11 protein-coding genes are annotated in these 14,638 nt (G+C 47.7%); 2 read left to right on the top strand and 9 right to left on the bottom strand.

The annotated features are described in order from the left end of the window. Positions 1-120: 120 nt before the first annotated feature. Together GJB59_RS01765 and GJB59_RS01760 are read right to left on the bottom strand one after the other, a co-directional pair. Positions 121-450, bottom strand: a complete 330-nt coding sequence (locus tag GJB59_RS01765) for a TIGR04104 family putative zinc finger protein (RefSeq protein ID WP_142828574.1) — start codon at positions 448-450, stop codon at positions 121-123. Positions 451-464: 14 nt separating this feature from the next. Continuing rightward, complete coding sequence (locus GJB59_RS01760; RefSeq protein ID WP_142828573.1) at positions 465-734, bottom strand: hypothetical protein; 270 nt, start codon at positions 732-734, stop codon at positions 465-467. Positions 735-903: 169 nt separating this feature from the next. On the opposite strand from GJB59_RS01760, the gene GJB59_RS01755 reads away from it, so the two are divergent. Continuing rightward, the gene (locus tag GJB59_RS01755) at positions 904-1,722 is read left to right on the top strand and encodes an aldo/keto reductase (RefSeq protein WP_142828572.1); all 819 of its coding nucleotides are present in this window, start codon (positions 904-906) and stop codon (positions 1,720-1,722) included. A 319-nt stretch (positions 1,723-2,041) separates the two neighbouring features. Here GJB59_RS01755 and GJB59_RS01750 read toward each other — a convergent pair whose 3' ends face one another. The 6 genes from GJB59_RS01750 to ganR form a co-directional block, all read right to left on the bottom strand. Beyond that, positions 2,042-4,030, bottom strand: a complete 1,989-nt coding sequence (locus GJB59_RS01750; RefSeq protein WP_236015335.1) for a glycosyl hydrolase 53 family protein — start codon at positions 4,028-4,030, stop codon at positions 2,042-2,044. 350 nt (positions 4,031-4,380) lie between these two features. Continuing rightward, entirely contained in the window at positions 4,381-6,444 is a 2,064-nt protein-coding gene (ganA, locus tag GJB59_RS01745) for a beta-galactosidase GanA (protein ID WP_142828571.1), read from the bottom strand. A 31-nt stretch (positions 6,445-6,475) separates the two neighbouring features. After that, the gene (gene ganQ / locus GJB59_RS01740; RefSeq protein WP_142828570.1) at positions 6,476-7,315 is read right to left on the bottom strand and encodes a galactooligosaccharide ABC transporter permease GanQ; all 840 of its coding nucleotides are present in this window, start codon (positions 7,313-7,315) and stop codon (positions 6,476-6,478) included. A 2-nt stretch (positions 7,316-7,317) separates the two neighbouring features. Continuing rightward, a complete protein-coding gene (gene ganP, locus GJB59_RS01735) occupies positions 7,318-8,574 on the bottom strand; it encodes a galactooligosaccharide ABC transporter permease GanP (RefSeq protein WP_142828569.1) in 1,257 nt (418 codons plus the stop codon). 110 nt (positions 8,575-8,684) lie between these two features. Beyond that, positions 8,685-9,965, bottom strand: coding sequence for an arabinogalactan oligomer ABC transporter substrate-binding protein GanS (gene ganS, locus GJB59_RS01730; RefSeq protein WP_425325252.1), 1,281 nt, complete (start codon positions 9,963-9,965; stop codon positions 8,685-8,687). 171 nt (positions 9,966-10,136) lie between these two features. Further along, positions 10,137-11,129 carry a galactan degradation operon transcriptional regulator GanR gene (gene ganR, locus GJB59_RS01725; protein WP_142828568.1) on the bottom strand — a complete coding sequence of 331 codons (993 nt, stop codon included), beginning with the start codon at positions 11,127-11,129 and terminating at the stop codon, positions 10,137-10,139. A gap of 588 nt (positions 11,130-11,717) precedes the next feature. Between ganR and GJB59_RS01720 the strand changes: the two genes are divergently transcribed. Then, a complete protein-coding gene (locus tag GJB59_RS01720) occupies positions 11,718-13,331 on the top strand; it encodes a glutathione ABC transporter substrate-binding protein (protein ID WP_142828567.1) in 1,614 nt (537 codons plus the stop codon). A 69-nt stretch (positions 13,332-13,400) separates the two neighbouring features. Here GJB59_RS01720 and GJB59_RS01715 read toward each other — a convergent pair whose 3' ends face one another. Continuing rightward, entirely contained in the window at positions 13,401-14,468 is a 1,068-nt protein-coding gene (locus GJB59_RS01715) for a M42 family metallopeptidase (RefSeq protein WP_185960074.1), read from the bottom strand. Positions 14,469-14,638 lie beyond the last annotated feature (170 nt).

The following is a 14,638-nucleotide window of genomic DNA, read 5'->3' as shown; positions in this document are numbered from 1 at the left end:
CACATACACAGTAACAAGTTTTTTATGGAGTTGTCAATCTTTATAATAAAAATGTCAAAAAAGAGCTTTGCCATAATTTGGGATCGCTTGGGTCAGAGCTCTTTTGATTGGTGGAGCATATTATTTTTTGGTTGCAGTTTCTCGGCTTAACAGTCCCGCTTCATTTTCTTTGGACAGTTTCATAAAGAACGGATACACAAATAGGCCAGCCAAAATCAACGTCGGCGTCAGCAACAGAAGATCCCATCCATCTAAATCGAAAATCAGCGCTGACATAATAATAATGAAAGCTGGAAGAAAGCTAAAGATTGCTGTTTTCTTTCTCGACTTCGCTACAATGTATTGTGTTTGCCCACAGTATGGGCAGTTTGCTTTATTCGTAAACTTTAAGGTTTTTAATACGATCCTTTTCCATGCCCATTTTCGTCCGCAATTTTCACAGTTCGGCATCCTTACACTCCCTTTTATCGTAAATATTTTGTATTATCCGCTTGCAGATAGCGGGTAAAATAAGCGCCGGTGATCAGCAATGCCACGGTCAGCGTCATCGAGGTGATTCCGAGAAACCCAAGCCAATAGCCTGCTAGATTGGCCACGCCGATCAGCAGAAAACAGATCGAAGTTGCCAGGCTTTTTGGATCTGTGCTCGGCGTTTCTTTCATTTTCCGGAAGATTTTATTGACTGCAAACCCTATAATGATGAGAAGCAGTAGTGTTGCGATAGTTGGCCACATGTTCAGCCGCCTCCTTTTATTTCCTTGGTTCTATATTTACGCGTGGGGTTATGGAAAGTTTCGCATTCCGAAGGTTTTTCAGTCTAGAACTTCCTAAATTCTGGACCCTCCTATCCTTAAAGACGTACAATAAGAAGGAACGATAAGCAAAGGGGAGGAATTTTTTTCTATGGCAAACGACAAGGTTTTCACATTCCACAACGGGGTCGAAATTCCCGATATCGGATTCGGCACTTGGCAGATTCCGAACGAAGAAGCATACGCGGCAGTGACGACTGCTTTGGAAAATGGCTATACGCATATCGATACAGCGCTGGCTTATCAGAACGAAGAAAACGTCGGCAAAGCGATTCAGGACTTCAATATTTCCCGGGAAAAGGTCTTCATCACCAGCAAGCTTCCGGCTCAAATCAAAGGCTATGACGTGACGCTTGCAGCTTTTGAAGAAACCATTTCAAATCTCGGCGTCGATTATTTGGATCTTTATTTGATTCACGCGCCGTGGCCATGGGATGAAATCGGCAAGGATTGCACAGAAGGCAATATCGAATCGTGGAAAGCGATGGAGAAGCTTTATAAAGACGGCAAAATCCGCGCAATCGGCGTGTCGAACTTCTCGGAACAGGATATCCAGGCACTTTTGGATGCTTGCGACATCGTGCCGATGGCCAACCAAATTCCGTTCTATATCGGCCGCGATCAAGCGAGCTTATTGGAGTTCTGCAAAAAGCATAATATTGTTGTCGAAGCTTATTCGCCGCTGGCAACCGGACAGATTTTGAACAGCCCTGACATCAAAGATATGGCTGCTAAATATGGCGTAACCCCTGCTCAATTATGCATCCGTTATTGCCTGGAGCATGGCACATTGCCGCTTCCGAAATCAACGAATGAAGAACGCATCATCGAAAACAGCCAACTGGATTTCACCATTTCTCCAGAAGATGTCCAAAAGCTTGATGCTTTTGAGGATGTTCGCGCTAAATAATAAAAAAACCGCCAATTGGCGGTTTTTTTCATTTTTATATGAACTTTTTTCTAGAAAGCTGATGTCCAAGACGGATAATTTGCTTGAAACCCAACTTTTTCGACGTGTGAATTTCCAAATAATTGGACATACGTTCTATAAAACCCAAAATACGTTCCATTTCGCGCAAAATACGTTCCAAAGTGGCTCGATTACGTTCCAATACTGCCCAGATACGTTCGGTAATGGAAACAGTTTGCCGAGACAAACTGCCTGTGTTCGTGAGCAAAACCCGCTCACGGACGACAATCACTCTTGGATTTCAGTATTGGACGTTCAATTATTGATTAGCCGCCTCAGCATCTTGTACCCGGTACAAGGAAAAGTCATCCAGACTTCCCCAGGCGCCGCCATCCGCTTTTACGCTGCCGCCAATCGTCACTGTTCCGTCTTCCACAAGGATTCCATCCAGTTCCGGGTGGCTCCAGTTGGCCCAACCGTTTACAGAGGTTTCCATCGTGTAACGCTCGCCGGCCGTTTCAGCGTAAATGTACATTTCTGAGTTCTCAGCATCTCCCCCTTGCAAAAAAGCAGAAAGTTTATAATATCCAGGTTCTAAACCGGTAATGGTTTGCTCAGCCTGGAAATCGACTCTGTCCGCTGAGTAGAAATGCAGCGAATAGTTTCCGGATTTGGCATCCGATGCTTTGTTCTGATAGCTCGTGTGGGGAGCTGAACCGTTTCGGTGGGTGATGTCCCATACACTCTGGTCGCTGCTTTCAAATCCTGGGTTCTTCACGAAATTTTCCGGAGAGATTTCCAGGTTCGCTTTGACCGTCCGACCGTCTTCCAGTTCTCCATCAATCACATAACTGCCGGCGCCGCTGTTGATCGCCTGCTGCAATGCTTCTTCATCCCATGCGACTTGCGCCGAACCTTCACTTCTGTCGTTGTAAGTGACAGTCACCGTTTGGGGCAATGCAATCGCATCTCCCGCAACAGCCAAGATAGAGAGATCCTTCACCTCATCAATTTGCAATGGAGCTGTTGCTCCTGTCTCCAAGTATTTGAAAACATTCAAAGATGGCAATGGACGGCCGTTAAAATCAAACAGGGCCTGATTGTCGACTGCACTGCCGCCGTACCATTCGCCGGCATCTTCAGGATCGTATTCCGCAGCAAAGCTTGTCGCCCAGCCGGATCCGTATTTTTCCCAGATCATTTTGCTCTTCTTCAGCTTTTTGTCAGGCGCTACCGGAATCCAAGCCGGTTCCCAATAAAATACACCGAGACCCGCATCCCCTGTTTCTGCAACAGCGGCCGCCACATCTCTGACTGCATGCGCTTGCCCCTGGACTGTAATTGGATAGTCTAAAGTTTGGCCCGTGCTTTTCGGTGCAGTGTTTCCGTGGCCATCGCCGTCTTCTGCCGTATAGGCATACGAAGTTTCTGCCACCATGACTTTTTTGCCGTACGTATCCGCCACATTTTTAAGTACAGACGACAAATTCGTCAATGTGCCATGCCAGAATGGATAATATGAGCTGGCGAAGACATCGTAGTCCACCTTATTGTCTTGGAGTGTTTGCGCGATCAATGCATATCTTCCCGCAGTTTCCGGGTTGGTGAAATGCAGTGCGACCAAAATTTCCGGATCAAGCTCTCTGACCGCCCGGCTTCCCTCATTGAACAGCTGGCTCATGTTGTTCCAGTCTTTTTCTCCAGCCATCGCGCCGTTGGTTTCATTTCCAATCTGCACCATGCCGACGTCAATGCCTTCATCGAGCATCGCTTGGAGGCTGTCCTCGGTAAAGTTGTGGAGCGCTGTTTTCTTGTCTTCAAAGCTTAAGTTTTTCCAAGCTTTTGGCGCCTGCTGCTTGGCAGGGTCTGCCCAGAAATCGGAGTAATGGAAATCCACCAGCACCTCCATGCCATTGGCAGTCGCCCGTTTACCGATTTCAACCGCTTTTTCCACATCGTTGTTGCCTCCGCCATAGCCGTTTCCTTCCGAATCATACGGGTCGTTCCAGATGCGCACTCTGACATAATTGACGCCGGATTGCTCTAATGTCTTGAAGATGTCCTGCTTTTTCCCGGCTTCGTTGTAGAACTTCACGCCGCTTTCTTCCAAGGCAAGTATGCTGGACACATCGACGCCTTTAATAAAATCGTCATCGATTCCAGGCACGCGCTCCACGAAAATATCCGCCTGTACGGGTTCGGGTTCCGCAGCCAGTGCTGGTGTATTGCCAAATCCTAGAGAACCCATCACCATGACAGCTGCTGATGCAGCCGCAAGTGAAGCTTTCCATTTTCTACTCTTTGTCATCCTCTTTCCACATCCTTTGATTTATTGTCAAAAAGGATTTTGAGAACCCTTTTATAACCAGGAACAGTAAGAACTTACTAAAAAGCACCCGCTCAATAGATTTCCTATGAAGAGCGGGTGCCAGAGACAGTTATATAAAGGGTTTTGTAAAACTATATTCTTTATTTCAGTTGTTATCACAACTCTAACTGCCAAATAATTGGACATACGTTCTATAAAACCCCAAATACGTTCTGTTGCGCGCGAAATATGTTCCAGAGTGGCTCGATTACGTTCCACAGCAGTCTAAATACGTTCCAAAAGGCCTTTTTACTAGCCGATTTCATTTTCCAGCAATAAAAATCTTATCCCTAGCTATCTACCGCCAAAATCCGCACTTCATACTTCGCCAATGCCAACTCGCCAGACAAGTCCTCGCCAGTTACCAAGTCTTTTGCTGCCGCATCGATCGACACGGTTTGCTCCTGCTCGGTGAAATTCATAACAAATGCGTAGTCTCGGTCTGTATCCTGACGCACCTGAACCGAAACGCCGGGACCGTGCGCAACCGGGAATACCGGTTGGAGCGACAAATCACGAATCAACCCCTGGTAGAAATCGCGGTGGAACTGCTCTTCCAAGCGGCCACCGATGTAATACGCCTGCCCTTTTTCATAGCGGTTGCTTGTCACGGCTGGCATTTCGGCATAAAAATCCTGTTCGTAAGTCCCGACGACATCCGCCGACCGGTTTTCCAACACAGTCGCATAATCCGTCAATTCGTAGGAACGGCCCCCGTAATGGACCGCATTCCGGTCGCTTGGATACAGCGTATCGGTTTCAACCGGGTTGATGCCGAATACATCCTGCAGATCTTGATGCCAGCCGCCTAAATACGTTAGGTCATACTCGTTGACGATGCCGCTGATATAGGTCATCACTACGGTGCCGCCATCTGCTGCAAAGCGCTTCAACCGGGCAATCGTTCCTTCGCTTGCCAAGTACAGCATCGGCACAACAAGCAACTTATAGCCCGAAAAATCCTGTTCTTTCGTAATGACATCAACCGGGATGTCCTGTTCCCAGAATGTCCGGTAATGCTCCTGCAAAGTTTGCGGGTAGGACTTCGTCTCGCTTCCGTAGCCTTGGGCATGGTCCAGCGCCCAATTGTTTTCCCAGTCGTAAAGAATGGCGACGTCTGCCGGGCGATTGGTTCCCACTACTTGAGACAGCTTGCCCAAAGTCTCGCCGACTTTTGCTACTTCTTTAAAGACGCGGTTTTCCGCGCTGTTGTCATGGTCGACGACCGCTCCGTGGAATTTTTCTGAAGAGCCGCGTGATTTGCGCCACTGGAAATACAGGATGCTGTCCGAGCCATGCGCCACCATCTGCATGGAAGACAGCAAATGCATGCCTGGCCGCTTGGCCTTGTTGACTTTATGCCAGTTGACCGCACTCGGCGTGGATTCCATCAAAAGAAACGGCTGCTGCTTCAAGCTCCTATACAGGTCGTTGATAAAGCCGACTTTCATCGCCAGATTCGCAGTCGCTTCCCAATCGTTATGCCACGCCGGGTACGCGTCCCAGCTGATGACGTCCAAGTGCTTGGCGAATTTGCTGTAATCCAAACTTTGGAAAGGAATCAAATCGTGGGTGTCCGCCATAAAATTGGTGGTGATCGGGATTTCCGGCGTCAATTCTCTGATCGCTGTCACTTCATTTTCAAAGAAAGAAATGGTCTGGTCTGTCACAAAACGCTTCCAATCCAAGTTCAAGCCGTGCACCATGTTTTCGCCGATAGGAGACGGCGATTCGATTTGTGACCAGTCGCTGAACGTATGGCTCCAGAACGGTCCCCACCAGGAATCGTTCAAAGCTTTCAAGTCGTCCGCGTATTTTACTTTCAACCAGCTTCTGAACGCATCCTGGCATCTGTCGCAATGGCATTCTCCGCCGTACTCATTGGAAATATGCCACATGAGCAACGCAGGGTGCTTGCCGTAGCGTTCCGCGAGCATTCGGTTCATCTTGGCCGTTTTTTCACGGTAGACCGGTGATGTGAAGCAATGATTGTGCCGCCCTCCGTGCAATTGCTGAACGCGTGACTCGTTGACGCGCAGGACTTCCGGGTATTTTTGCGACATCCAGGCTGGACGCGCTCCGCTCGGCGTCGCCAAAATGACGCGGCCCCCGATGCTTGCGATATTCTCGATAATGATATCCAGCCACTCAAGATGAAACTGGCCTTCTTCCGGTTCCAGCGTGCTCCAGGCGAAGATGCCCAACGAGAACGTATTGCTGCCCGAAAGCTTCATCAATTTCAAGTCTTCTGCCAAGATTTCCGGATGGTCTAACCATTGGTCAGGGTTGTAGTCTCCACCGTGCAGCATGAAACGGGCCGCGGTAGTATAGGTTTTTTCATTTGTAGGCATAATGTTCTCCTTCCGGTTGCTGCAGTTTTTGCTGTCAGCCTTTTGTTCCGCCTGCCGTCAAACCTGAGACAAAGTTCTTTTGCAGCAGGAGGAAAATGATGGCGATCGGGATGCTGATCAAAATGGCGCCTGCGGCAAAGGTCGTAAAGCTTGCGCCCATGACGTCATTGACCAAATTGTAGAGGCCGATCGGCAATGTGTAGTATTCAGGCGACCGCAGGATCGTTGACGCCAGGATAAAGTCTCCCAGCGGTCCCGTAAATCCGGTCATCGCTACGACTGCGATCATCGGCTTTGATAGCGGCATAATGATCTGCAGAAAAATTCTCGTGTTGCTTGCGCCGTCGATTTTAGCGCTTTCATCCAGATCCATCGGAATGGAATCCATATAGCCTTTCATCAAATACGTGTTCAGCGGAATCAATCCGCCGATATACAGCAGGATCAATAGCCAGTGGCTGTTCATCATTCCGAGGATCTGCGCTAATACGAAAAGTGCGATCAACGCGGAAAACTGTGGAATCATCTGCAGCAGCAAGAACAGCGTCAAGGCATTTTGTCTCCCTTTAAAACGGAACCGCGAAAAGGCGTAGGCGGTAAAGGACACACAGATGACCGCGCCGATCATGGTGAAAAGACTGATTTTCAAGGAATTCAAGTACCACTGGACATACTGCAGGCTTTCACTTCCCGCAAACAACTCCCGGTAATGATCCAATGTCGGATTTTGAGGAATCATGGTCGTGCTGATCAAGCTGTTGCCGGGATTAAAGCTGGCTCCTATGGTCCACAGCAGTGGATAAATGATGATGATCGCCATAAAAATCAAAATCGCATGGGAAATCAGGAGACGAAAAAATTTTGCTCGGTTCATTTTCAAGCCCCCTCCTTAAATGCGTCGGTCCGTCTGAACTGCCATAGCGCAATCGCGATGACGAACACAGACAACAGGATCGTCAATGCGGCTGCCAGTGAATACTGGCTTGACTGCAAGGTCAGTTTATAAATCCAGGAGACGAGAATGTCGGTTCCTCCGGCAGTGGAGCCCGGCACAGATGGCCCGCCGCCGTTAAAGAGGTAGATGATGTTGAAATTATTGAAGTTGAACGTATACTGCGTAATGATCACCGGTGCCGTGGCAATTAAAATCATCGGCATGGTGATGTTGCGGAACTGCGCAAAAATCGATGCGCCGTCAATCCGTGCCGCTTCATACAGGTCATCCGGAATTGATTGAAGAACCCCTGTTGTCACCAGGAAGATAAACGGAAAACCGAGCCACCCCTGCATGAGGATCAATGCCAGCTTGGTCCAGTTTTCATCGGTCAGCCAAGGAATGGCATCGATGCCGACCATGCCCAAAATATCGTTGTTGATGGCGCCGAAGCTGTCATTAAACAGTCCGGCAAAAATCAAAATCGTGACAAATCCCGGAACTGCCCAAGGCAGAACGAGAACGATCCGGTAAAACTTCTTGAAGCGAAGGTCTTTTTGATTGACCAATACGGCCATGAAAATGCCGAGAGCGACTTGAAGCGTGGAAGCGACAAGCGTCCAGATTACGGTCCAGCCGAGAACACTGAAAAAAGTCGAGCGCCAAATATCGACGGTGAAAATTTTCGCGAATGTATCAAATCCCACCCAATCGGCTAAATTAGCCGGCGGGGAATGGTATAAATCGTAATTTGTAAAAGCCAGTGCAAAACTGAAAAGAATCGGGAAAATAACCGCGAAAATCAGGATAAACAACGACGGTCCGCTGATTAAATACGGATAGCCCTGTGCGATCAAGTTTTGGTAATCGCGTTTCAGCGAGCTCATCGGCCTGTTTTCGTCACGCCGCTGGCCATTTTTATAGGCATCCCGCAAATTTACATAGTAGAAAGCAAGACCAAAAATCGTCACGATGATCGCAATCAAACCTTCAGCTAAAAGAAAAATCGAGTTGTCGCGCGGGACTTCCGTACCGAGTGTGGCAAGTCCCCAAAAGCCCATGTTCAGAAGATCGCCGAACACCACGAAAAAGGAGATGCCAAAACCGAGAAACAGCAGCCCTTTAATCCACTGCTTATTATAAAATTGGCCAAGTCCGGGCAGAATTGATAACAATAAGGCTATTTTACGAGCTTGCACTTTCCTCACCTCTTTTTATGTATGGCCCGGCAAACAAGCAAGTTTGCCGGCCTTTACAACAAATGGCGCCAACCGTTTTAACGTTTGACACCATTTCTCGCTATTGCAAATCAGTTGCCGCCATGAGTGGCTTCAATTTGTCCTTCAATTGTTTCAACAGCCTGGTTTAATGCATCTTCAGGTTCTGCTTTGCCTGTTGCGATGGTCTGCAAGGCTGAGTCAGCCGGCGTCCATACTTCGTTCATCGACGGGATGTTCGGCGTCAATTCGGCAAAGATGGATTGCTCAGCTACCGCTTGGGCAACTTCGCTTTCAGCTACGACTGGGTCGTTAGCCAACGCTTCTACTGCAGGAACTTCCTGTGTTTCTTCAAAACGTGTACGGGAATTTTCTTCATTTGCCAGGAACACCAGCAATTCTTCGGCAAGTTCCGCATTTTCCGAATAAGCGCTGACGTTGTAGCTTTTCACGCCAATAAATGAACTCATGTTTTCGCCATTGTCCAATTCAGGCAATTTCACCATTCCGAAGTCCACGCCTGCATCCGTGAACGGATCCACGTTCCAAGGTCCGGAAATGATTGCAGCTGCTTTTCCTTCAGTGAACAACGATTCCAATACGTTGATGCCCTGTTCCCCGATGATTCCTGCCGGGAATAAACCTTCATCGTAGAATTTCTGGATGTAATTTGCACCTTCGATCGATCCTTCATTGTTCAGTCCAACATCCGTCGGGTCATAGTTGCCATCGGCATCCTGCCCGAAGATGTAGCCGCCGTAGCCGCTCATGACACTTTGTGCGTAATAGATCTGGTCAAACAATGCCAGGAATCCGAACTGGTCGCCCGTTGTCGTTTCCTTCGAATACTCGTACCACTCTTCAAGTGTCGCCGGCAATTCTTCTTCCGTGATCAAATCTTTGTTGTAGTAAAGGATTGTCGACTCTACCGCTTTCGGCAATCCGTAGACTTTTCCGTCTACCATCTGTGATTGCATAGCCGCATCCGTATAAATGGATTGAACGTCTTCTTCAACTGCTACTTCTTTGACCAATCCTTCAATAACTGCCGTGCCGATTTGGTCGCCCGCCATGGTCAAGACGTCCGGTCCGGTTCCGCCTGGCCCATCAAGGCGCAAGTCTTCAATCTGCTGTGCATATGGTTTTTCAACAATTGTGATCGTTACATCATTTTCTTCTTCAAATTGGGCAACGGCATCTCGGATCCCGTCAGCTTTTTCGATATCTTCCCAGACAATCAGTTCACGGTCCTGGTCTTCCGCAGCTTCCCCGCCTGAAGAGCCTTCCCCGCTCTCCTGTGGTCCACATGCACCCAATGCCAAACTTAACGCGACTCCACTCATTAAACCAATATACTTTTTAGATTTCTTCACGAACAAACACCCTCTCAAGTCATTTTCGAAACTCTCTCCCAAGTTTCTGATGAAAGCGCTTCCTGAAATTCAATATAGCATTGTTAGAAAAAACTGTAAACAATTAATTTACTGAAAACAGTAAAAAGTTTTACGAAAATAAAAAAACAACCTGTTTTACCAGGCAGTTTTCTAGTTCGTGCTTTTTCTGACAATCAAACTTGCCCCTAAGTACAAGGTCTTCGTGCATTCCCGCTTTTCCAGCAATTGCTCGAGCAATAAGGAAATGGCATTCTTGCAGATCTCCGCCATGTCGATATGGAATGTAGTGAGTGGCGGTGAAATGTATTTGGCAATGCTGATATTGTTGATGCTTACGACACTGACTCTTTTCGGTATTTGGATGCCGTGTTCATTTAACGCCTGAAGGCACCCGACCGCAATCGGATCCGCCGCGATGAAAAAAGCGGTCGGCAGCTGATCGTCCAATTCCTCAATCGCTTTGGTCATCAGCCTGTAGCCATTGTCTACTGAAAATCCTCGGTGGCAATACACGTAGCGGTCCTTAAGCAGCCCTTTTTTCTCCATGTAATCACGGAAAGTCTGTTCGCGGATATCCATTTCGTCGCCGTCTGTATTCGGATTGTGGTAGGTGCCGCCGATAAAACCGATATCCTGGTGGCCTTTCTCAATGAGAAAATCGATCGTTTTTCTGGTGATCTGTGCGAGATCCGGTTTTACCGAATCAAAATGCTCCGGATCCGGTGTTGAATCAATAAACACACCGTGGGGCGTCAGCTTTCGCAGATGTGCAATTTCTTTGTCTGCAAATGTTCCAACCGCGATAAAGCCTTCAATATTATCTGGAATTTGGCTGATGCCGCCCTCTATTTTATAAGTGGTCAATTCCACGTTGGAAAGCTTGGCCATTTTTTCTATTTCAATGCGCATGGTCTTAAAATAAACATCTTCCAACTCTTCTCTTTCGGTCAGCCAATACAAAAAAGCGATGTTTTTCACGAGTGATTTAACCGTTTTTTTCCGATAGTTCAGCTGTTCCGCTGCATCAAATATCTTTTCCCGTGTTTCTTCAGGCACCGACAAGCTTTGGTCATTGCTCAGCACGCGCGAAACCGTAGAAATAGAAAATCCGGATTTTTCACCGATGTCTTTAATTGTTGCCAATCCTTCCACCTCCACTTATGATTCAAATCTGATTAAGTAAATTGTTTTACTTAATTTTTACTTGTTTTTTCCTAATTGTCAAGTTATATTAAATTGCTATATAAAACTTACCATTTTAGTGGCTTACCGAGGTAGAAACGCTGTAATTTTCTTTCTGCAGAAGAGACGCCGTTCGCTTTTCACAGCGGTCGACGACTTGGAAATAGATTCACCACTGATTGTGGACAAAACAAACGGACCAAGTAAAAGGCTAAATTTTAACGCTAGCATCTCCCGCATCGCTCCCCGATTCTGGATTTCCGGACATTAGGCTGAAAGATAGGGAATTTTACAGCACGCAAATGTTTTTCACTTTCATCCATACATAACAAAAATGTGCATTGCGCTATAGTTTTCACCATTTTCCACCTATACTTATTGGTCAGGAAATACTCCCTTGTAAGGGGGTTTTTTCTCATTTCCGGATGCTTTGGCTACTAAAAATGAGAGACATTGGATTGTTTTGGCAAAAACAATATGCTATCATTGTTATCAGAATATTGCGTCTAGAGTGATATTCCAAAATATGAAGATACAGGGGGAAACTACATGGCATTACCGAGAAAATCAGCTTGGCCTTTTTTATTATTGCTTGTTCTTGCATTGTTCCTGGCAGGATGCGCAGGCGGCGGCAGTGACGACTCTGCAGGTTCAGAAGATGAACCGGCTCCTGACAGCGGCGAGGCGACCCAAGGCGGCGACCTGATCCTTGCCGTACTATCCGATGCCTCTTCTTTGGATCCACATGGCGCTAATGACGTACCATCTTCTGTCATTCAGGCAAATATTTTTGAAACTTTAGTAAATCGCGATGAAAACAGCGAAATCATTCCAGGCTTGGCAGAATCATGGGAGCCGGTCGATGAGCTGACTTGGTCTTTCCAGCTCCGTGAAGATGTGACTTTCCATGATGGCGAACCCTTTAACGCAGAAGCCGTCAAAGTGAATTTGGACCGCATTCGCGACGAAGCTCTGGCATCTCCACGCTTCAACTTGTATGAAATGATCTCGGAAGTTGAAGTGATCGGGGATTACGAAGTCCAGATTACAACTGAATATGCCTTTTCTCCATTGCTTGCCCATCTTTCTCACGCAGGCGGCGGCATGATTTCACCAGCCACTATTGAAGCCGATTATGAAGCGGTTGCCGGAGGCGCTGATCCATTCTCGGTTGTTTCCGAAAACCCGGTTGGTACAGGGTTCTTCAAATTTGAATCCTGGGAACCAGGCTCAGAAATTCGCCTGTCGAAAAACGAAGACTATTGGGATACTCCAGCAAATGTAGACACGGTGACATTCCGCGTCGTGCCTGATTCACAGGTGCGCGCAGCAGACCTTGAAACCGGAAACGTCCACATTATCGACCCGGTTCAGCCGAACGAAGTGTCCCGCATCGAAAACTCAGGGGTTGCTTCCATTACACAGGAGCAATCCGCCAGTATTGCCTACCTCGGATTCAATACCGAAAAAGCACCATTTGATGATCCATTAGTGCGTCAGGCGATTTCCTACGCCATCGACCGCGAAGCAATCATCAGCGGCATTTATGATGGTGTCGGTACTGTCGCGCAAGGCCCGGTTGCACCTGGCATCTTCGGCTACACCGAAGACGTTGAGTCAATTGATTTTAATATGGATGAGGCACGGGCTCTTCTTGAAGAAGCCGGCATGGCAGATGGATTCACGACAAGCATCTGGACAAACGATAATCCGCAGCGCCAGGCAATTGCCGTCCTTGTACAGGAAGCTCTTGCTGAGTTGAATATCGAAGTTTCCATTGAAGTAATGGAATTCGGCTCTTATATTGAACGGACTTCTGCAGGGGATCATGATATGTTCATCCTTGGCTGGTCCAACTCTACGGGAGACGCAGATTATACACTGTACCCGCTGTTCCATTCAGCTTCCAAAGGAAATCCCGGGAACCGTTCGTTCTACGACAACCCGGAATTCGATGCGTTGCTTGATGAGGGACGCCGTTCAACTGAAGCTGCTGAACGCGAAGAAATTTACGCAGAAGCGCAAGCGATGCTGGCAGAAGATGCCCCTATGGCTTACCTTCTCCACCAGGACTACCTGGTTGGCGTCGCTGATACCGTAACCGGATTCGAAATCGATGCAGCTGGAATCTATCAGCTGCGAAACGTCTCCATTACGCAATAAAGCCCATAAAAAACCGAAGCCATTTTTACTGGCTTCGGTTTTTTTGTGGTTCCAAAACATTGGTAAGGATCAGACAAACTTCATGTCTCCCCATTCAGAACTGCCTCTCAGCATCGCTTTCAGCAAAGTAAAGCCGGCTTCAAAATCCTTCAAATCCGCCATTTCGATGGGCGAATGGGAATAGCGGCGCGGGAAAGTGATCGCCGCCCCTAAAATGCCCTCTTTCACCAGGTGAACTGCCGATAGATCCGTCGTCCCGTTGGGCATAACCGACAATTGAATCGGCACATCGTTTCTCTCGGCATATTTGATGATCAAGTCTTTCATCTGCGGAGCCATCAAATTGCCGCGTGCACCTCCACCGGACAACAAAGGCAGCACCGGCCCTCTGCCGATAGCAATCGGATATGTGTTGCCGTCCGGGGTATCTGCGCAGGCAATCGTATCAAGAATGATGGCATAGTCGGGATCAATCTTGTAACCGGCTATTTGTGCTCCCCGCAGACCGACCTCTTCTTGTACCGTGATCACTCCGACCAAAGTGCCGCTAAAGTCTTTATCTTGAAAGGCTTTGAATAATTCCACTAACATGACACAGCAGCTGCGGTTATCGATCGCCTTGCCGCAGATCAAGTCGCTATTGGTAAATCGGTCAAGATCGCTGATATAAGTGATTGAGTCCCCGATTTCAATGCCCATCTTCAGCACTTTTTCTTTGGAGCGAGCTCCAACATCGACGTACATCTCGCCAATCGGCAAAACTTTGGTTTTTTCGCTGGCGGTCTGCAGATGTCCAGCTTTCACACCGACGACGCCAAAGTGGCCGTTCACATTCACTTTGCGTCCGACCAGCAAGGCATCCATCATACCGCCGGTCCGTTCCATCCGCAGAAACCCTTTGCTGTCGATGGCGCTGACCATGCAGCCGATTTCATCCGAATGCGCAGATACCAAAACTGTCGGACCTGGTTTGCTGCCTTCCAAGACCGCGTAGATATTGCCCATGTGGTCGATTTCCACGTCGGCCAGCGGTTCCAGCAATTCGGCCAGCCGTTTGACCACCTGGTGTTCTCTTCCGGGACTGCCCGGCAAAGCTGCAAGCACTTTAAGTTCTTGAAAAAATTGCTCTTTAAACATGTGCATTCTCCTCTTCTTGGATTCTTTACAAGGTTTATTCTACTTGAAAACAGACGGCCAGTCTTTCGGAAAATTTTGTTTATTCCGAATAGAAGCCATCAAATCGCTCTCAACAGCCTCTCCTTCTCCCCCGATAATGGTAAACTAATTAATAAGTTTATTCAGAAAGG

The sequence above is a fragment of the Planococcus soli genome (assembly GCF_016881065.1).
GTDB lineage: Bacteria > Bacillota > Bacilli > Bacillales_A > Planococcaceae > Planococcus > Planococcus soli.
The sequence above is the reverse complement of the archived record's forward strand: the minus strand, read 5'-3'. Positions and strand labels throughout refer to the sequence as shown.